The organism is Acinetobacter sp. CY73 (assembly GCF_059515865.1).
The window spans coordinates 43,605-61,442 of the sequence record NZ_JCAKMZ010000007.1; the positions used below are offsets into that span (position 1 = coordinate 43,605).

Sequence of the window (17,838 nt, forward strand, 5' to 3'; positions counted from 1 at the left end):
TTGATTCCTCTAATTCAAAGAATAAAAACGATATATTTCCATTTTTTAATTTCATACTAGAAAAAATGAGATTTAATTCACATTTACACCCTTGGTGTTTTGAAATACAATCAATTAGACAAATAATTCTCATAAATTTTTTAAAATAATGATTAATAATATTTTTAATATTTTGGATAAGCTAGGCTTTGGTGCACAAAAACGTGCCATCAGCATTCAATTTTCAAATGGCTCACTCAACAATCAAGTCCTGATTCAGCGTATAGATGGCAATCATGCCATTAACCAAGGTCTTTCTGCCGAAATCATTTGTTTATCCACCAATCCCTATATCGCTTTAAAAGAATTTATTGGTTGCCAAGTGGCGGTAGACCAAGTCACAGATTCCGGAAAACTCTTTCGCACAACGGGAATCATTACTGGGGCTAGCCAGGGACAGAGTGATGGTGCTTTTGCCATTTATCGATTGACCTTAGAGGATGCGAGCAGTCTTTGGCATAAACGACGCAATAGTCGTGTCTTTATGAATAAGACAGCGGTTGAAATTATTGAGACCTTGTTTAAAGAATGGCAAGGTAAAAGTGCTTTATTTGCTACCAGTTTAAAACTGGATCGCAGTGGACTGAGTAAGAACTATGATATTCGTCCTTTCTCGATGCAATCCAATGAAACGGATTATCACTATGTGACCCGATTGATGCGCGAGGAAGGGATCAGTTGGTTGGTTGATGAAGCGAACTATATGGTCGCAAGTCCAAGTCAAAGTATAGAAGCGCAGAAACTTCGCCTGATTGATAATAACCTACAATACAAGGCTTTAGATCGTCGTGGTGTTCGATTCCATCGCAATAGTGCCACTGAAAAGTATGACACCATTAGCCGTTTCGTGGCTCAACGAACATTACAACCGACAGCCATTCACGTACAACGTTGGCAGGCGGATCTACTCAGTCAAGAAGATGGCAGTGGTTCAGTGATCAGCTCACATTTACACAGCACTCAACGTGACAATGCCAGTCTGAGTCTAGAACAGGCTTGGACGATTTCTCCCGCTTGGATTCGAGATCTAAAGGGTGAAGATCAGGCCACCGCTTCAAGTAATGCACAATTAGAAAAGCTCAATAAACAATTACATGACTACCAAATACTCGATGCAAAATACTTCACTGCATACAGTAATGTCCGAGATACTCAAGTTGGTTATTGGTTCCAACTCAATGATCATCCAGAGTTGGATAAAAACCATAGCGGAAGCGATAAAGAATTCATCATATTAAGTAAGCACTTTTATAATCAGAATAACTTACCCAAAGATATGCAAGATCAGCTTGATCATTTACTCAGTCTGAATCATTGGAGCTTAAGTCAAGACAGTGAACAAGAACGACAAAACAATGAACTTGTTTTAGTGCGTCGCAACATCACGATTGTCCCTGAATATGATCCAGCTGTTCATCGAGCAACTGCACATGTACAACGTGCCAAAGTGGTCAGTGATGGTGAAGAGATTCATGTTGATGAATGGGGACGGATTAAGGTTCGCTTCTTATTTACACGACCTGAAGATCATGGACATGATGGCGGTGCAGGGTCCAATAACAATGATACGGATTCTGCATGGGTGGATGTATTGACCCCTTGGGCGGGTGAAGGTTATGGTGCACGCTTCTTACCACGTAAAGATGAAATGGTGGTCATCGACTTCTTTGATGGTCATATCGATCGTCCTTTTGTAACAGGTCGTATTCATGAGGCTCAAAGAAGCCCGACTCAGTTTGATTTGAAAGGACAACTTCCTGATACCAAAAAAATCAGTGGTATTCGTTCTCAGGAAGTCGGTGGTGGAGGTTTTAACCAACTCCGCTTTGATGATACGACAGGACAAATCAGTAGCCAATTACAAAGCAGTCATGGGGCAACACAACTGAATTTAGGAAACTTGAGCCATCCTAAAGAAACTGCGGAAAGTGAGGGTCGAGGTGAAGGCTTTGAGCTGAGAACGGATCAATGGGGCGCTGTCAGAGCGGGTAAAGGTTTATTAATCAGTGCTGCAAGCCAAGACAGTGCCTCAGATATTCAACTCAATATTGAAGAGCTATTAACACAGTTAAAAGAGTCACTTGATCAACTAAAAACCTTAGAAACCAATGCAAGAACCAGTAAAGCTTTTCAAGATGAAAATTATCAAATTAGCCAAGATCTATTGACTCAAGTTGAAACCACCTTAGAGAAATTTGCGGAACCAAATATCTTAGTCAGTGCACCTAAGGACTTTATAACGGTAAGTCAGCAACACCAGACACATGTGGCCAAAGAAAATATCAAGATGATCTCAGGTAAACAGTTTGATTTAAGTTCATCAGGCGAGTTAACCGCCCATGCAGCAAAAGGCTTAAGTTTTTACACGCAAGAAAATGGCATCAATGCCTTTGCTACTCAAGGCAAGATTAAGATTCATGCACAAAATGATGAGCTGGATTTAGCATCTTTAAAAGACTGCAAGATCATGAGTACTGAAAATGCCGTAACGATTGCCGCAAAAAAAGAAATTATGCTGACCTGTGGTGGAGGCTATATCAAAATTAAACAAGATGGATCAATTGAAATTAATAGCCCTGGATTAGTTGAAGTGAAATCTGCTCAAACCCAGTTTATTAAAGGCACTAAGCATAATTTTCAGTTGCCTAATATTTCCAGCAAAATTTGTATTCCTTGTTTACTCGATGCCGCTAGAAAGGCGCTCCCCTTTGTACATCGGGAGATTTGATATGGACTGTTATGAATTTTTGGATCATATTTTTGAGCAAAACAATGAAACACTAGAATCCAAGCAAGATTCAAATTTCTTTTTACTCATTGATAGTGCCAAACATCACACCTATGTCAAACGGTGGTTAAAGACACAGTCGAAGAGCCAACTCAATCAAATTGGGAATTTATTTCAAGGCACAATTGATGAAAGTTCACCTTTAGAGGTCTCTCCATTGTTATTGGGCATTGATCAAGATAACCATAAAACACTGCAACAGACACTTTTAGTCAGCGAGACTATAGGTTTGTTTGGTCTCATTGAAACATCGTTGTCTAAACAAGCACTCATTAAGCATTTACAGCCCTTTTTACAGGCAGAAATGCCGGACGGTGGGCTGGCTTTGTTTCGCTTTTATGATCCTCTGATTACTCAGGTCTTGGATAAAATATTGGATAAACAGGAACACAAAAAATTATTCAAACCAATCAACAATTGGTGGGTGCAAAAATCAAATAATACCTTTAAGAATTTAGTGAGCGATTGATATGGCAGTTAAATTTACCCAAGAACAAATTGATTCATTCATTACAGATCGCGAAGAAAAGTTAGCGAGTTTTGCTTGGGATGATTATAAAAAAATGTTTCCTGAACGTGCTCAAGAAATTGGTGCAACGGATAGCGATGGTATCGCCTATATGACCAAGGGTGTGAAGAAAGCCAAAATATATATGGCTGGATATGAAAATGATCCTCACTTTAACCGCTGGTTATCAGGTTATTTAGGGCTACAGTTTCATATTGGTGAAAACTTTGATGAGCATCCCTTTACTCATAAAATACTCACAGAAAAGCTATGGCACCCCTATAAACGTGTGGATATTTTAATGAAAATCTTGGCTGTGATCACAGCCGATCCATCACAAAAAGAATTTTATCAAAAACTAGAAGAAATGGTGTGAATTTATGGGTATAGCAGTTCCGGCTCCTTCAATGACAGGGGTTAATATTGGCGGAATATTTTCAAATGGTACAAAAGTTGCTACAGGGGGACTTGGACCTGTAATCGTAGGATTAGGAGCAATATTTGCTTCACAAAGTTTAGGTGAAGATTCAGATAAAATTCCTGGAGTAACAGCTGGAATACCAAGCGATCAAGGATTGAATAATCCAGGTGTGATGATGGGGGGTAAAACTCAAACGCAGTCTCAGTCTAAAGCTGAGGAGAAAGATACTACTTGTACTGCTGATAATCCAAACTGTAAAAAGCAAGAAGAACATCGAGGTAATATTCAATCTCAAGAAGGTACTAATATGCTATGTGGTAAAAATGTCCCTACGCCTAGTGCAGCAAAGTGGCTTTTAAAAACACCGCCTTCACACGCATTTTTAATGTTAGCTATTCAAGCAGTAAGAATGCAAATAAGACAGCTAAAAGGTTCTTCATATCAAAAGGGGGCTGATATTGCAGAAAAAAATATAATTGCTTACTACAGTTCCACATCTAACCTTACACATGGAATAAAAGCTGAAAATGAGGTTTTTTGCTATTTCAATGGCGTATCAAAGAAGAACAGTCCTATGCCATTTAAAGGAAAAGACTCGAGAAGAATTGATGGGTTCATAAGCAAAGGAAGAGCAATCAAATGAATACTTTAAAAGTAATTGAAGGACATGAAGGTTTTCCTTTTTTAAATGCAAATTATGATTTAAATGATTACGTATTGATAAATTTATTTTGGATTCAATATATTTCAAAATTCCTAGACTTATCTAATCCTAACGATTGGACTTATATATATGAAAATTATGACAACTTTGACTCTTTTTCAGAAATATCAATAGATGTGTTGAATATTGTGAATAGATCCACTTTAAAAGCAATAATAATCAACCCCATTGATAATTATCTTTCAAAATTTATGAATGATTTCTTCTCTATTAACATAAGTTTGGAAAAAAAAGTAATTCATGGAGAAGAGCTTAGTTATGAGGTTTTAGATATTTATGCTGACTTAAGAAACAGTAGAACGCAAGATTTTATCGATTATTTTTTGAATCTTTTTTTAATTAAAAAAATAAGTTTAAGTGAAATGGAGTCAATTATAGAAGAGTTTGAAAATACGCATTCTCTTACGAATGGATAATTAAATGTTTTCTTATCAAACTCATCTTAAATCGCATAAGAACTATCCGTATCAAAACTGGAATACGGATGTTCAAGATTACATTTTATTAAATTTATTATGGATTAACTTTGTTAATCAATTTAATTTAAAAGATTGGTATTTTGGCACTGATTATTATGTGAATTTTGATGATGAAAATGATAGAGATTTCTCTACAGATGTTATTTTTATTAAAAATTTATCACTTTTAAAAATGATAGCGATTAGCCCAATTACAAATTATGAAAAACAATTTTCAGATACGAAGTACTATATCGGAATTTTTAAAGATGATGATAACTCAGAAAAAGAATATGACATGCTTTCAATTGACATTGATTTAAAAGAAGAAAAATATCTACCACCTACTGAAAAATTTATTAATTACTTTTTGTCAAAAGATTATAATTTTGATGACATGGAAAAAATGATTGAAAAATTTAATAACTCATTATAAGCGAACAGAATCTAACTGTTTGTAAAAGTTAAATTATGGGATCATGAGCAATCGAATGTTAGATAATCAAATAGCCCTTAAATTACTTAAAAATCATTCAATTTATCCTTTTTCTGATTATAGTAATGATATAAATCAATATACTTTAGCGAATTTTTTTTGGCTATACACTTTAAAAACTTATTTTGATATGAGTAAGTGGACTGATTACGGTGGAGTATATTTAAATTTCGATAATGATCCCGAAATCTCCATACCAATTATTAAAGTCTATAAACTAGAGAAGAAAAAAATCTTGATGATTAATAATATAGGTCATTATGAAGAGCAGTTCAAAGACCCTTATTTTTTAGTAGGAACAGGAATAATTGACGTTGAACTTGACAATAATTTAACCGATGAATTTTATGCCCTAGATCTTGGTGTTGACTTAAGACACGGTAAATCTTTAGATTATGCTTTACATTTCATAAAAAAATTTATTGATGAAAATATTCCTCTAGAAAAAATGGAAATTTTGATTGAAGAGTTTGATCAACAACATGAATCAGAGCTTGAAAGAAAATAATTTCATATAACGATATTGATTTGAGTATGACACTTTATTACTCTATTTTTCTGTAAGAATGAAAAGAAAAGATAATCGGGTATGAAACTTTATTTTTTCTTTCATTATTTGTGAACTATACATATCAATGAGATAAAGCCCACTCAGTATGATACTTTATTACTCTCGTACAAGCTTTGTATGAGAGTAATAAAGTACTTACCTACAAGCTTTAGCTCTCTTTTTTATTCTCTACTTGTTGATCATTTTTCTCAGCTTGTCTCGCCCAATAGGTCGCCAAAGTTGCACCTGAGATATTGTGCCACAAACTAAAGATTGCACTGGGTACAGCGGTGATCGGCGATGCCGCAAAATGCACTGCAGATAATGCCACTCCTAGCCCAGAGTTTTGCATTCCTACTTCAATCGAAATAGCTTTTGCATCCACTTGTGGTAAATCACACAATCTTGCAGCCCAATAGCCTAGAAGTAGACCAAATCCATTATGTAAAAAAACCACGCCTAAAATGAGCAGACCTGACTCTAAAATCTGACTTTTACTTCCCGCAATAATCGTCGCTACGATCAATACAATCGCCACCACAGAAATTAAAGGCATCACTGAAAGATAATGATCGACCTTTTGTTTAAATAAAGCACGAACCATTAAGCCCAAAATAATAGGAAATAACACCACTTTTAAAATTGAGCTCAACATTGACCATGCATCAATTTCAATCCACTGACTGGCTAAAAGATAAAAAATAGCAGGCGTCAAAAGAGGCGCTAATAAGGTTGAAACTGAAGTACATGCTACAGATAAAGCAACATTACCTTTGGCCATATAGGTAATCACATTCGAAGCTGTTCCACCCGGACAACACCCGACCAAAATCACGCCAATCGCAATTTCAGTCGGTAGTTGAAATATTTTACATAAAGCAAAAGCAGTCAAGGGCATCAAGACATACTGCGCAACGACACCAATCAAAACAGCTTTTGGACTGTGTAATACGCCCTTAAAATCACCTAACGTCATGGTCATGCCCATACCAAACATGATGATGCCTAACAGCCATGTGATATAGCTTTTGAGCCATATAAACGCTTCAGGCATCATCATTGCGAGGACTGAGAACAAGATGACCCATAACGCAAAAGTTTTTTGGATAAACTGGGTCACGCTTAAAAAATTCGACATATCAATAACCCAATCGTTGGTTCTTTACACATTGTCTTAATAGCCATAGAAATAACCATAGAAATATAATCCATCTGAACCGATCACCATTTCAATACATTGGATCATGATCAGTCTAGTTTTTCTGTATTTTTATTTTCTGAACTAATGCTTTCTGAGCATCGTATTTTTCGACACTATTGAGTTTGCAATAAACTGATCTCTTTGGCATAGATTCGTTTTACACCATGTGCCAGCATTTCTTGCCATGCCTGTTGTAATGAGCCGTTGAGATCAATGCCTTTCGTCGCATCTGAAATCACTAAACTATTGAATCCCAGTTTAGCGGCATCAATTGCTGTCCATGCCACACAAAAGTCTGTCGCAATTCCCACAACAAATACCGTTTCAATCCCACGCTCTTTTAAATAACCAGCCAATCCTGTTGATGTTTTCTGATCAGCTTCCATAAATGCAGAATAACTATCAATGTCTGCATGAAACCCTTTTCTAATAATTAATTGTGCGGTGGGTAAGTCGAGTTTCGGATGTAGTTCAGCATCTTGAGTGCCTTGTACACAGTGCTTCGGCCACAAAACCTGAGTACCATACGGCAGTTCAATCGTATCAAAAGCTTGATGATCGGGATGGTTCTCGGCAAAGGAAATATGATGATCCGGATGCCAATCTTGCGTAATCACAATATTCTTAAAATACGGCCCTAAGTCATTAATGGTCGGGATAATTTGATCGGCCTCTGCTACCGCCAAATGACCGCCTGGTGTAAAGCCATTTTGAACATCCACCACAATTAATGCACTACAATCTAATTGGAACATCATCCTTTCTCCAAATTGTTATTTTAGATAAAAATTCTAAATAAAAGCTTTGAATAAAAGCTTAGCGAATATTACATAGGAATGGCTGAACTACAATGTTCAAAGTGCGGTTGTGAAAATATTAATTGAGTAAAGGATATAAAATCTCATCACAGAGCCTTAGAGAACATAAAAAAGAGCTATTAAACATTTCACTATAAATCCTTCTCAATAAAAAAGCCCGCTCAATGGCGGGCTTTAATTCAATCTCTTTTAGATTGTTTTAAAATTTCATTAGTTTTGGATACGGCGTACCAACAACAACATGAATATCGCTGAGATAATAATACATGGGATCGCAGCTGAAATAACACCTGCTGCACCAAAGCCTGCTGTCAACAATGAACCAGCAATTGCGGGTCCAAGCATTGCACCAATACGACCTACAGCTGAAGCAACACCGATACCAGTACCACGAACTTCAGTTGGATAAACAATACCACCGAATGCGTACAATACACCTTGGCAACCAATAACAAATGCACCTACCAATGCCGAAGCCATATACATTTGTGTAAGCGAACCTGCAGCATTTAAAGCCAACAATCCTGCAAGAATACCACCGTACATCAACACGATAACGTATGCTTTTTTCCAACGATCCGTCAACATACCCAAGATAATCGTACCAATTGTTGCACTTACCATAAAGTAGAACTGTGCCGTTGCACCTTCTTTACGGCTAAAGCCTAATTCGGTGAACAATGATGGCAACCAGCTCAACATGATGTATACCACCATCAATGTGAAGAAGTAACTTACCCAAATGAAAAGCGTACGCAATAAATTATTTGAATTAAATAAATCTTTAAACGAGCCTTGAGGTGCTGCCGTCACTTCTGCTTCTGTCTTATTTTGTGACTTTAAGAATTCTTTAGATTCAGGCAAAAATTTCATCATCACAGGAATCACTATAATTGGAAGTAAACCACCTAAGTAGAAAATATTTTTCCAATTTGAACCGAAATCGGTACTCGCAACCAAAGATAGAATTGCTGCACCCACAGGCATACCACAGTACATCAAGCCCACTGCACGACCACGATTCTGTACAGAAACCGCTTCAGAAGCTAATGTGATTAAAATCGGCATTGCCGCACCCAAGCCTGCACCTGCAAGGAAGCGAACCACCAAGAGACTATTAAAACTGTTGACCCAAACGGTGCATAAGGTAAATACAGCAAAAACTGCCGTTGACCAAATTAAAACTTTTTTACGACCGATGCGATCGGCAATACGACCACCTAACAATGCACCTGGTAATAAACCCAAAATACCTGCACTAAAAAACACACCCAATTGTGAACTATCTAATCCAAAATGTTCACGGATACCAGCCGCTGCAATCCCCGCAGCCTGAATATCTAAACCTTCAATTACTGCAATGAGAAAACAGATTCCTACTGTCACAATTGCATGCTTATTCTCCGATCCTTGCATTGAACTTTCCTCATAAAACCAGCAATAAAATACGAGGCCGATTATGTCTTGTTCAATACAGAAATTAGAGCTATCAAATGGTGGTAGAACAAAGGACATCATTGATGATGTTTGAGAATTATTATTGTTTAGGTTTTTCTAAAAAGTCTTTAAAACGATTAATCAAACTGATTTATTAAACAAAAAATACTGCTCGGATGTTTAAGATTATATTCATTGATATTTAAATTTGACCTAGTGGTAAAATAATTAAGACATTTAAATAATTAAAAAAATAACAATCTTGCCAAGTAATTTTGGCTAAAAACACAGCTTAAATACTATAAAAGTATCATCCAATCCTTATAAACTATTAATTCTGAGTGTTTTATTAGGGTTTTTAGAGCTGACCGAGCTGTAAATGTCAAAATTTCTTAAATATGTGAAAAAATGACTCAAGAACTCGTCCATGCCAATAATTAAATATACTGAAAACAAAACATCATAAAAAAAATTACTTGTTTTAACTAAACTTTTTCTGTGCTTAATCGAAATCGTATTGTTCTTATTCGTGTGTTAGTTCATAATTTGCATAAGCATTATCCAGTATGCATAGCCTATTGGATCGTGTTATAAATCGAAATACAAACCCATCCAACCTCTCGCTTCTCAACCCTCTCTGGATGGAAAAAATAGGATATTGTTTCAAAATGACTACTCAGCAAGCTCAGATTATTCAAGGCTCAATTGTCGCAATCGTCACTCCCATGTTTGAAGATGGAACTGTAGATTGGAAGGGTCTCGAGAAGCTTGTCGAATGGCATATTGAACAAGGTACCAACAGTATCGTTGCCGTGGGTACAACAGGCGAAGCATCGACGCTTAGCATGGAAGAGCATACGCAAGTGATCAAAGAGATCATTCGTGTGGCCAACAAACGTATTCCTATTATTGCGGGTACAGGTGCCAACTCAACGCGCGAAGCGATTGAACTCACCAAAGAAGCGAAAGAACTAGGTGCTGATGCAGCATTGTTAGTAACGCCTTATTACAACAAACCGACACAAGAAGGTTTATATCAGCATTATAAAGCCATTGCTGAAGCTGTAGACTTACCACAAATTTTGTATAACGTCCCTGGTCGTACAGGTGTGGACATGGACAATGAAACGGTGATTCGTTTAGCAGATATCCCACAAATTGTCGGCATTAAAGATGCAACAGGTGATGTACCACGTGGTGCAGCATTAATTGAAGGCCTGAAAGGCAAGGATATGGTGGTCTATTCAGGTGATGATGCAACTGCATATCAACTGATTGCAAAAGGTGCAAAAGGCAATATCTCTGTGACTGCCAACGTCGCGCCAAAACAAATGAGCGAAGTTTGTGCTGCTGCACTTTCAGGTGATCAAGCTCAAGCCGAAAGCATGAACAATCAAGTCGCAAATTTACACAATATTTTATTTTGTGAATCAAACCCAATTCCTGTGAAATGGGCTTTATATGAAATGGGCTTAATTGGAACAGGTATTCGCCTGCCATTAACGCCTCTTGCAGAACAATACAGAGCTCCTCTGCGTGAAGATTTAAAAGCAGCGAGCATCATTTAAAAAAAGAGTTTTAAAATATGCAATTACGTTATGGTTTAATCATTACCCTTGCAGCTTTAAGTTTTGCGGGTTGTAGTACGATCAGTTTCGATAATGGTTCTTTAGATTATAAGAACGTGCCTGCTCCAGAACCGCTTAAATACCCTGAAGGCTCAATGGTTAGACCAGCAACGCCGTTGTATCCTTTCCCAGTCGTTGACCCGCTTGCGATTGAGCATGCGCCAGCATTGGAGAATAAACGTGGCAACCGCTTTGAGCTCCCTCGTGCAACTGTGGCTCAAGAGACCGTAACTTCAGAAAAAACAGCCAATAATACAGTAACGCGTCCTCAACTTTTAACAGACGGTAATGGTAATCCACTGATTAAAATTGAAGGAAATTCTGATATAATTTGGCAGTACACACTCGCAACACTGAGTAGCTTGAACCTCAACGTTACTTCAACAGCTAAGAATGCTCAACAAGTGACATTGAAAGTGGATGGTGAAAGCTATGTGTTGAAGTTGAATGCCGTCGGTTCAACCAATACGCTTGCTGTGTTCAATCCCAATAATACTTTTGCAGACAAAGAAAAAGCTGCAGAATTATTAACCCAGATTTCTCAAAACTGGCCAGCCTAGTCGTTCTAGGCATATTCTCTCTGATAAAGGTTCCACCATGTTAAAACAAACCTTGCTCTATACTGGTAAAGCTAAATCCGTTTATGAAACCGATAGTGCAGACCACCTGATTTTAGTCTTTCGCGATGATGCTTCGGCATTCAATGGCGAGAAAATTGAACAGCTAGATCGCAAAGGTAAGGTGAACAACCGTTTTAACGCCTTCATCATGGAAAAACTTGCTGCTGCAGGTATTGAAACTCACTTTGAAAAACTTCTTACACCAAATGAAGTTTTAGTGAAAAAACTCAGCATGATTCCAGTTGAATGTGTCATTCGTAACTATGCTGCAGGCTCTTTATGCCGTCGTTTAGGTGTTGAAGAAGGTCTAGAACTGACTCCACCGACATTCGAATTATTCTTCAAAGATGACGGTCTTGGCGATCCAATGGTGAACGAATCTCAAGCGATTGCTTTAGGTTGGGCTACTGCTGATCAACTTGAACGTATGAAAGAACTGACTTACCAAGTGAATGTTGTGCTTAAAGAATTATTCGCGCAAGGCGGTATGCTTTTAGTCGACTTTAAACTTGAGTTTGGTGTATTCCATGACCGTATCGTATTGGGTGATGAATTCTCTCCAGATGGATGCCGTCTATGGGACAAAGAGACCAAGAAAAAATTAGACAAAGACCGTTTCCGTCAAGGTTTAGGCGGCGTTGTTGAAGCTTATGAAGAAGTCGCATCACGTATTGGCGTTGATCTTTCTGATATCTAAGCTCAATGAAGTCAAAAAAAACCGAGTCAATTGACTCGGTTTTTTTTGTCTCTCAAATTTCTCTCATTGTTATTATAATTGTCATCTTTTGATTTTTAATCGCTGTAATTGTATTTTTTATCACTTTTGTCGATTCTTTTATATTTCACTCTTTCTTATTATAAAGTTCAATATTGCCAATGCTCTCTCCAACGTTGGCAACACCTTTAAGATAAGCAATGTATATGAAATTTAGATGACAATTCTGGCGTATTTTCTCACTCTAAATAATTTTTTTTGAAAGATGATTCGAAATAAAAAATTTAAATAGGCTAAATTATCTATAGGCATCAAAGCATTAAATTGACTCAAACTTAGAATCGAAAATATAAATCAATATTATCAGAATGATCGTTTTTACATACTCATAGAAACTAAATATGATGACTTCCATACCAGGCAACTGCAGGAGTTGGTGGCTCATTGAGAGAGACTGTAGTTGCCGACCAGATTGATAGAAATGTGTTTTCACCCCATTCAACCCTTTTGAATGGGGCTTTTTTTTGCCAAATTTAATTGATCCGACTCTAACTTTCTTATTGCTGTTGCTGTTCTTGCTGCCAACGTCGTTGCTGTAGACGCTCCCCTTCAACCTCACGCTTATTACGTGCTGATTCATAGAGTTTCGTGCCTTTCAGCTCTGGCGGTAAATATTCCTGAGCAACAAAATGCTCTGGGTAGTTATGAGGATAAAGATAATCCACGCCATAGCCCTGCTCTTTCATCATTTTCGTAGGTGCATTTCTTAAATGTAGAGGTACAGGCAAATTAGATGTCTTCTCTGCTAACTCTAAAGCTTTGTTGATGGCTAAATAGGTACTGTTACTCTTGGCACTGGTGGCCAGATAAACGGCGCATTGTCCTAATATAATTCTGCATTCAGGCATCCCTACCGCTTTTACCGAACGGAAGCACTCTCCTGCGAGGAGTAAAGCATTGGGATTTGAATTGCCGATATCTTCTGAGGCCGCAATGAGCATACGACGTGCAATGAATACAGGATCTTCTCCGCCTTTGAGCATGCGGGCCATCCAATACAGCGCTGCATCGGGATCACTGCCACGAATAGATTTAATAAATGCTGACACCAAATCGTAATGCTGTTCACCCGATTTATCATAACGCGCAATATTTTGCTGAGCGACTTTCACCACCATCGCATTGGTGATGATATTTTCGATTTCAGGTTCTAAAGTAGATGCAACCAAATCGAGTAAGTTCAGTGCTTTACGTGCATCTCCTGCTGCAAACTGAATTAAAGCCTCGTATTCTTCAATTTGGATATAGCGATCTTGCAAAAATTTATCTTGCTGTAGAGCACGGCGGATCAAATGAGTGATGTCTTCTTCGGTTAACGCACGCAGCGTATATACCTGACAACGTGACAACAGCGCATTATTCACTTCAAATGAAGGATTTTCTGTGGTTGCACCAATGAGGGTAATTTTGCCCTTTTCTACCGCACTGAGTAATGCATCTTGTTGTGACTTATTAAAGCGATGAATCTCATCAATAAAAACGACAGGTACGATCAAATCACCACTTTCAGCAATAATTTCACGAAGCTCTTTAACGCCTGTATTCAATGCTGATAGGCTAATAAAAGGTCGATCTACCGCCTGTGCTAACAGTAAGGCGATCGTGGTTTTACCAACTCCAGGAGGTCCCCAAAAAATGACCGAAGGCAAATGTCCCTGATCAATCATTTGGCGTAAGGGTGCTTGTTCTCCTAAAAGATGATCCTGCCCAATAATCTCAGACAAATCACGTGGACGAATGCGTTCAGGAAGTGGAATTTGAGTGTCGGACATATTCTTATTGAATCTAAAAGTGCTCGAACCTAGTCTACTATGGAATACTCAATTTCCATATTTGTTCCTGAGAGAGGATCAGAATTATTTTGAGTGACTTAGATTTTTGTGACTCGGATTTTATCGACTCGGATTTTAGTGGCTTAGTTTTAGTCACTTAGAAAAATCGAATTGCTCTTCAAAGCTGCCTACGTTTAAAACATACTCATTACCGATAAGCTTAGCGAACCCAGCGCACGATATATTCATCAATATCATCTGCATGAATATCTGATTCAGAGATACAACGACCTGCTGCAGATTTTTTTGCTCGAATTACGCTTTCACGTGTTCCTGTATTGAGATAGTGCCAAGAGGGCAACTTTTTACCTTCATTCAGGCGTCGATAACCACATGTTGAAGGTAACCAACCGATCTCTTGTAAGCTTTCATGAGTCAACTGAATACAGTCAGGTACATGGGTTTTACGATTGGGATAATCAGAACATTGTGCTGTTTTACAATCCAATAGTTTGCAAGACACTTTGGTGTAGCACACTTCATGTGTGTCTTCATCTTCCAACTTAATGAGACAACATAAGCCACAACCATCACACACTGCTTCCCACTCATTTTGAGTCATCTCAGCAAGAGAATAGTGTTTCCAAAATTCAGGGCGTAATTGCAGGCTCATAGTCAATATTTTAGTCAGCGGAAAATGGGATGCCATCATAGCATTATTAGAATTGTTAGCACTGCGATTGAATATGTTACAGAATATTAACCTAATCTTCAAAAATACTAACCCACGCATACGTTTTGAATACAATTTAATCAGATTTATTTCCTATACTGATGAAACACTTATAAAAACACATGGAGAATCATAATGTTTCGTTGGGCTATTATCTTTGCAGTAATCGCGCTGATCGCAAGTTTACTCGGATTTGGTGGGGTTGCAGGCTTATCTAAAGACTTCGCTATTATCCTTTTGGTCATTGCTGTTATTTTGGCCATTATTGGATTTATCTCGCGCGGCAAAGTCTAAAGTTTCGTTGTCATAAAGTTACTCAAAAGAAGGATTCGTCCTTCTTTTTTGCATTCTAACATCATTATTTTCTATTCATAATTTCTCACATTTCAACTGAGTTTATCTCCTAATTTTCATTACCATTCAATTATTTTGTGCTTTAATCTTGGATCGTTCCCATTGATCAAAAGGACTTCCAAGATGACAAATGCAATTCAAACACGTGAAATTCAATATACGGCAACCGATGGTTCAACACTGATTGGCTACTATGCTGCACCTGAACATTCACAAGCAATTGCAGGGGTTATCGTTGCGCCAGAATGGTGGGGAAGAAATGAATACACCGAACAACGCGCTCGTGAATTGGCTGAACATGGCTATGCTGCACTTGCTATCGATATGTATGGGGACAAAAAAGTCACCACAGATGCAAAGCAAGCCTATGAATGGATGATGCAGACCTTTGAAGATCCCGATACCATCGTGACTCGTGCGTCTGCTGCTTTAGCGACATTGGCACAACAAACTGAAGTCAATGCAGATAAACTGGCAGCCATTGGTTTTTGCTACGGTGGTAAAGTCGTTTTAGATTTGGCTCGTTCAGGTGCAGATCTCAAAGCAGTTGCAACGTTCCATGCAACTTTGACACCAAAAGTACCTGCCCAAGAAGGTCAGGTAAACGCTGAGATTATGGTTTTTCATGGTGAAGAGGACAGCATGGTCACCTTAGATGATGTTGCTAAATTCAAAGAAGAAATGTTTGCAGCTCAAGTAAACCATGAAGTGATCATTTATGAAGATGCCAAACATGGTTTTAGTAACCCACTTGCGGACGAACGTGCCAAAGTAAACGGTGTTGATTTAGGGTATAACGCTGAGGCAGAACAAAAAAGTTTAGCAGAAATGTATGCCTTACTTGCACGTCAACTCAGCTAATGGGTTGAACTATTAAGTATATCCGTAAGGTTTAGAGACTCAATTTAAAAGTAATATGTATAATAAAAGAGGATATGGCGATGACACAACACGAATGTAGCTATTGCAATCATGATGAGTATGATGTGATTGATAAAAATGATTTTGGCGTGATTCTGCCCGAACATACGCCTTTGACCAAAGGGCATTCCGTGATTATTCCTTTACGCCATGTTAGCTCTTTTTTTGAGATCACCGATAAAGAGCGTAAAAGCTTACAATCGTTACTTGAACTTGCACGTAATGAACTGAAAATGCGCCATCAGCCTGAAGGCTTTCATATTGCATTTAATGACGGTCATGTGTTTGGTGAGGAAGAATCGGATCATCTACATATTCATATTATTCCACGTTATAAGAACCAGCCTTTAAAATTAGATAATCGTTGGGGCGTTATCGCTGAATAAGCGAAATCCAATCTGAAATAACTCAAAAAAATAAAAGGTGCTTCGGCACCTTTTCCCATGTCGGACATTACATTTGGGTATACTAGTCTGCTGTCCCTCTATACGTTTTTATTACGTTCTCTATGTCGCAATTTTCATTTTCAGATGCTCTCCTGTCTTGGTTCGATCTCCATGGACGCCATGATCTGCCTTGGCAAGTTACAGATGATCCCTACAAAGTTTGGGTCTCTGAAATTATGTTGCAACAGACCCAAGTGAAAACGGTACTGAATTATTTTGAGCCGTTTATTGAGCGCTTTCCCACCGTCCATGATTTGGGTACAGCGACTTGGGATGAGGTTGCACCTTATTGGGCTGGCTTAGGTTATTACGCTCGTGCGCGTAATTTGCACAAAGCAGCCGCTATCGTGCATCAGCAAGGATATTTCCCAACCACGCTGGCTGAATGGATTGAATTACCCGGCATTGGTCCATCTACAGGTGGTGCATTGATGTCCCTCGGTTTACGTCAATACGGCGTGATTATGGATGGCAATGTGAAACGCGTTTTAGCTCGTTTTTTTGCGATTGAAGATGACTTAACTAAACCTGTCCATGAGCGTGCCATGTGGCAATTGGCTGAACAACTCTGCCCAGTTGAACGAAATCATGACTATACCCAAGCCATTATGGATTTGGGCGCAACCATTTGTACACCCAAAAAGCCTTTGTGTTTGTATTGCCCGATGCAACAACATTGCAAAGCCCATCAGCAAGGTTTAGAAACAGAGTTACCGTTTAAAAAACCGAAGAAAGCTGTCCCAATCAAAAATGCTCAGGTGCTTTTACTATGTTCATCTACGAATGAATGGTTATGGATGCAACGCCCACACTCTGGTTTGTGGGGTGGTTTGTGGTCACTCCCGATTATTGAAGATGAACATACTTTCAACCAACTTACTCAGCAGTACCAATTGATCTCCAAGCATGAAGTGGTACAAATTTCACATAGCTTTACCCATTTTACGTGGAGGTTAGATACACATATTTTCCAAGTTGCAGAGGATCAGCTTGAGTTTTTACAGGCTGAAATGCGTGGTGAATGGCTCACACCACAAAAAGCAATAGAAATGGGGGTTCCGACTGCGATGAAAAAATTGATCTCAGCCGTTGAACTGTGACATATTCAAGTGAGAAATTTTCTCTCTCATCTCATTTAAGGATTAAGTG

The 17,838-nt window shown here is 38.2% G+C and carries 19 protein-coding genes; 14 read left to right on the forward strand and 5 right to left on the reverse strand.

Going from position 1 to position 17,838, the window contains the following annotated elements:
- The first annotated feature begins 148 nt into the window (after positions 1-148).
- From AC5YD2_RS05460 to AC5YD2_RS05490, 7 genes are read left to right on the forward strand one after another with little or no spacing between them, the layout of a single operon-like run.
- A complete protein-coding gene (locus tag AC5YD2_RS05460) occupies positions 149-2,767 on the forward strand; it encodes a type VI secretion system Vgr family protein (RefSeq protein ID WP_496125346.1) in 2,619 nt (872 codons plus the stop codon).
- Position 2,768: 1 nt separating this feature from the next.
- Complete coding sequence (locus AC5YD2_RS05465; protein ID WP_496125347.1) at positions 2,769-3,296, forward strand: DUF4123 domain-containing protein; 528 nt, start codon at positions 2,769-2,771, stop codon at positions 3,294-3,296.
- A gap of 1 nt (position 3,297) precedes the next feature.
- Positions 3,298-3,711, forward strand: a complete 414-nt coding sequence (locus tag AC5YD2_RS05470) for a hypothetical protein (protein WP_496125348.1) — start codon at positions 3,298-3,300, stop codon at positions 3,709-3,711.
- Between the two features lie 4 nt (positions 3,712-3,715).
- Positions 3,716-4,399, forward strand: coding sequence for a hypothetical protein (locus tag AC5YD2_RS05475; RefSeq protein ID WP_496125349.1), 684 nt, complete (start codon positions 3,716-3,718; stop codon positions 4,397-4,399).
- Complete coding sequence (locus AC5YD2_RS05480; protein ID WP_496125350.1) at positions 4,396-4,896, forward strand: hypothetical protein; 501 nt, start codon at positions 4,396-4,398, stop codon at positions 4,894-4,896. The genes AC5YD2_RS05475 and AC5YD2_RS05480 overlap by 4 nt, the downstream gene beginning before the upstream one ends.
- A 4-nt stretch (positions 4,897-4,900) precedes the next feature.
- Complete coding sequence (locus AC5YD2_RS05485; RefSeq protein ID WP_496125351.1) at positions 4,901-5,374, forward strand: hypothetical protein; 474 nt, start codon at positions 4,901-4,903, stop codon at positions 5,372-5,374.
- A 55-nt stretch (positions 5,375-5,429) separates the two neighbouring features.
- Positions 5,430-5,942, forward strand: coding sequence for a hypothetical protein (locus tag AC5YD2_RS05490; protein WP_496125352.1), 513 nt, complete (start codon positions 5,430-5,432; stop codon positions 5,940-5,942).
- Between the two features lie 211 nt (positions 5,943-6,153).
- Here AC5YD2_RS05490 and AC5YD2_RS05495 read toward each other — a convergent pair whose 3' ends face one another.
- From AC5YD2_RS05495 to mhpT, 3 genes are all read right to left on the reverse strand, one after another.
- The gene (locus AC5YD2_RS05495; RefSeq protein ID WP_496125353.1) at positions 6,154-7,122 is read right to left on the reverse strand and encodes a bile acid:sodium symporter family protein; all 969 of its coding nucleotides are present in this window, start codon (positions 7,120-7,122) and stop codon (positions 6,154-6,156) included.
- A gap of 176 nt (positions 7,123-7,298) precedes the next feature.
- The gene (gene pncA / locus AC5YD2_RS05500; RefSeq protein WP_496125354.1) at positions 7,299-7,940 is read right to left on the reverse strand and encodes a bifunctional nicotinamidase/pyrazinamidase; all 642 of its coding nucleotides are present in this window, start codon (positions 7,938-7,940) and stop codon (positions 7,299-7,301) included.
- A gap of 273 nt (positions 7,941-8,213) precedes the next feature.
- Entirely contained in the window at positions 8,214-9,419 is a 1,206-nt protein-coding gene (gene mhpT, locus AC5YD2_RS05505) for a 3-(3-hydroxy-phenyl)propionate transporter MhpT (RefSeq protein ID WP_496125355.1), read from the reverse strand.
- 689 nt (positions 9,420-10,108) lie between these two features.
- Here mhpT and dapA point away from each other — a divergent pair.
- The 3 genes from dapA to purC are packed head-to-tail and all read left to right on the forward strand — an operon-like array spanning position 10,109 to position 12,385.
- Positions 10,109-11,008 carry a 4-hydroxy-tetrahydrodipicolinate synthase gene (gene dapA / locus AC5YD2_RS05510; protein WP_496125356.1) on the forward strand — a complete coding sequence of 300 codons (900 nt, stop codon included), beginning with the start codon at positions 10,109-10,111 and terminating at the stop codon, positions 11,006-11,008.
- A gap of 17 nt (positions 11,009-11,025) precedes the next feature.
- Positions 11,026-11,628 (forward strand): lipoprotein-34 precursor (NlpB), encoded by a 603-nt coding sequence (locus AC5YD2_RS05515; RefSeq protein WP_496125357.1) that lies wholly within the window; start codon positions 11,026-11,028, stop codon positions 11,626-11,628.
- 37 nt (positions 11,629-11,665) lie between these two features.
- The gene (gene purC, locus AC5YD2_RS05520) at positions 11,666-12,385 is read left to right on the forward strand and encodes a phosphoribosylaminoimidazolesuccinocarboxamide synthase (RefSeq protein ID WP_496125358.1); all 720 of its coding nucleotides are present in this window, start codon (positions 11,666-11,668) and stop codon (positions 12,383-12,385) included.
- A 575-nt stretch (positions 12,386-12,960) separates the two neighbouring features.
- Here the strand turns inward: purC and AC5YD2_RS05525 are convergent.
- Together AC5YD2_RS05525 and AC5YD2_RS05530 are read right to left on the reverse strand one after the other, a co-directional pair.
- The gene (locus tag AC5YD2_RS05525; protein WP_496125359.1) at positions 12,961-14,235 is read right to left on the reverse strand and encodes a replication-associated recombination protein A; all 1,275 of its coding nucleotides are present in this window, start codon (positions 14,233-14,235) and stop codon (positions 12,961-12,963) included.
- 220 nt (positions 14,236-14,455) lie between these two features.
- Positions 14,456-14,908: a YcgN family cysteine cluster protein gene (locus AC5YD2_RS05530; protein WP_496125360.1), complete on the reverse strand. Its 453-nt coding sequence runs from the start codon at positions 14,906-14,908 to the stop codon at positions 14,456-14,458.
- A gap of 195 nt (positions 14,909-15,103) precedes the next feature.
- Between AC5YD2_RS05530 and AC5YD2_RS05535 the strand changes: the two genes are divergently transcribed.
- The 4 genes from AC5YD2_RS05535 to mutY all read left to right on the forward strand — a co-directional run bounded on the left by AC5YD2_RS05535 (position 15,104) and on the right by mutY (position 17,789).
- A complete protein-coding gene (locus AC5YD2_RS05535; protein ID WP_496125361.1) occupies positions 15,104-15,262 on the forward strand; it encodes a DUF1328 domain-containing protein in 159 nt (52 codons plus the stop codon).
- Between the two features lie 183 nt (positions 15,263-15,445).
- On the forward strand, positions 15,446-16,183 hold the full coding sequence (locus AC5YD2_RS05540; protein WP_496125362.1) for a dienelactone hydrolase family protein: 738 nt from the start codon (positions 15,446-15,448) through the stop codon (positions 16,181-16,183).
- A gap of 80 nt (positions 16,184-16,263) precedes the next feature.
- Positions 16,264-16,629: an HIT family protein gene (locus AC5YD2_RS05545; RefSeq protein ID WP_496125363.1), complete on the forward strand. Its 366-nt coding sequence runs from the start codon at positions 16,264-16,266 to the stop codon at positions 16,627-16,629.
- Between the two features lie 122 nt (positions 16,630-16,751).
- Complete coding sequence (mutY, locus tag AC5YD2_RS05550; protein ID WP_496125364.1) at positions 16,752-17,789, forward strand: A/G-specific adenine glycosylase; 1,038 nt, start codon at positions 16,752-16,754, stop codon at positions 17,787-17,789.
- The last annotated feature ends 49 nt before the right edge of the window (positions 17,790-17,838 follow it).

Excerpts from the sequence above, each read along its gene's own strand:
- AC5YD2_RS05460 (WP_496125346.1), top strand. The coding sequence starts at position 149 with ATGATTAATAATATTTTTAATATTTTGGATAAGCTAGGCTTTGGTGCA.
- AC5YD2_RS05465 (WP_496125347.1), top strand. The coding sequence starts at position 2,769 with ATGGACTGTTATGAATTTTTGGATCATATTTTTGAGCAAAACAATGAA.
- AC5YD2_RS05470 (WP_496125348.1), top strand. The coding sequence starts at position 3,298 with ATGGCAGTTAAATTTACCCAAGAACAAATTGATTCATTCATTACAGAT.
- AC5YD2_RS05475 (WP_496125349.1), top strand. The coding sequence starts at position 3,716 with ATGGGTATAGCAGTTCCGGCTCCTTCAATGACAGGGGTTAATATTGGC.
- AC5YD2_RS05480 (WP_496125350.1), top strand. The coding sequence starts at position 4,396 with ATGAATACTTTAAAAGTAATTGAAGGACATGAAGGTTTTCCTTTTTTA.
- AC5YD2_RS05485 (WP_496125351.1), top strand. The coding sequence starts at position 4,901 with ATGTTTTCTTATCAAACTCATCTTAAATCGCATAAGAACTATCCGTAT.
- AC5YD2_RS05490 (WP_496125352.1), top strand. The coding sequence starts at position 5,430 with ATGTTAGATAATCAAATAGCCCTTAAATTACTTAAAAATCATTCAATT.
- AC5YD2_RS05495 (WP_496125353.1), bottom strand. The coding sequence starts at position 7,122 with ATGTCGAATTTTTTAAGCGTGACCCAGTTTATCCAAAAAACTTTTGCG.
- pncA (WP_496125354.1), bottom strand. The coding sequence starts at position 7,940 with ATGTTCCAATTAGATTGTAGTGCATTAATTGTGGTGGATGTTCAAAAT.
- mhpT (WP_496125355.1), bottom strand. The coding sequence starts at position 9,419 with ATGCAAGGATCGGAGAATAAGCATGCAATTGTGACAGTAGGAATCTGT.
- dapA (WP_496125356.1), top strand. The coding sequence starts at position 10,109 with ATGACTACTCAGCAAGCTCAGATTATTCAAGGCTCAATTGTCGCAATC.
- AC5YD2_RS05515 (WP_496125357.1), top strand. The coding sequence starts at position 11,026 with ATGCAATTACGTTATGGTTTAATCATTACCCTTGCAGCTTTAAGTTTT.
- purC (WP_496125358.1), top strand. The coding sequence starts at position 11,666 with ATGTTAAAACAAACCTTGCTCTATACTGGTAAAGCTAAATCCGTTTAT.
- AC5YD2_RS05525 (WP_496125359.1), bottom strand. The coding sequence starts at position 14,235 with ATGTCCGACACTCAAATTCCACTTCCTGAACGCATTCGTCCACGTGAT.
- AC5YD2_RS05530 (WP_496125360.1), bottom strand. The coding sequence starts at position 14,908 with ATGAGCCTGCAATTACGCCCTGAATTTTGGAAACACTATTCTCTTGCT.
- AC5YD2_RS05535 (WP_496125361.1), top strand. The coding sequence starts at position 15,104 with ATGTTTCGTTGGGCTATTATCTTTGCAGTAATCGCGCTGATCGCAAGT.
- AC5YD2_RS05540 (WP_496125362.1), top strand. The coding sequence starts at position 15,446 with ATGACAAATGCAATTCAAACACGTGAAATTCAATATACGGCAACCGAT.
- AC5YD2_RS05545 (WP_496125363.1), top strand. The coding sequence starts at position 16,264 with ATGACACAACACGAATGTAGCTATTGCAATCATGATGAGTATGATGTG.
- mutY (WP_496125364.1), top strand. The coding sequence starts at position 16,752 with ATGTCGCAATTTTCATTTTCAGATGCTCTCCTGTCTTGGTTCGATCTC.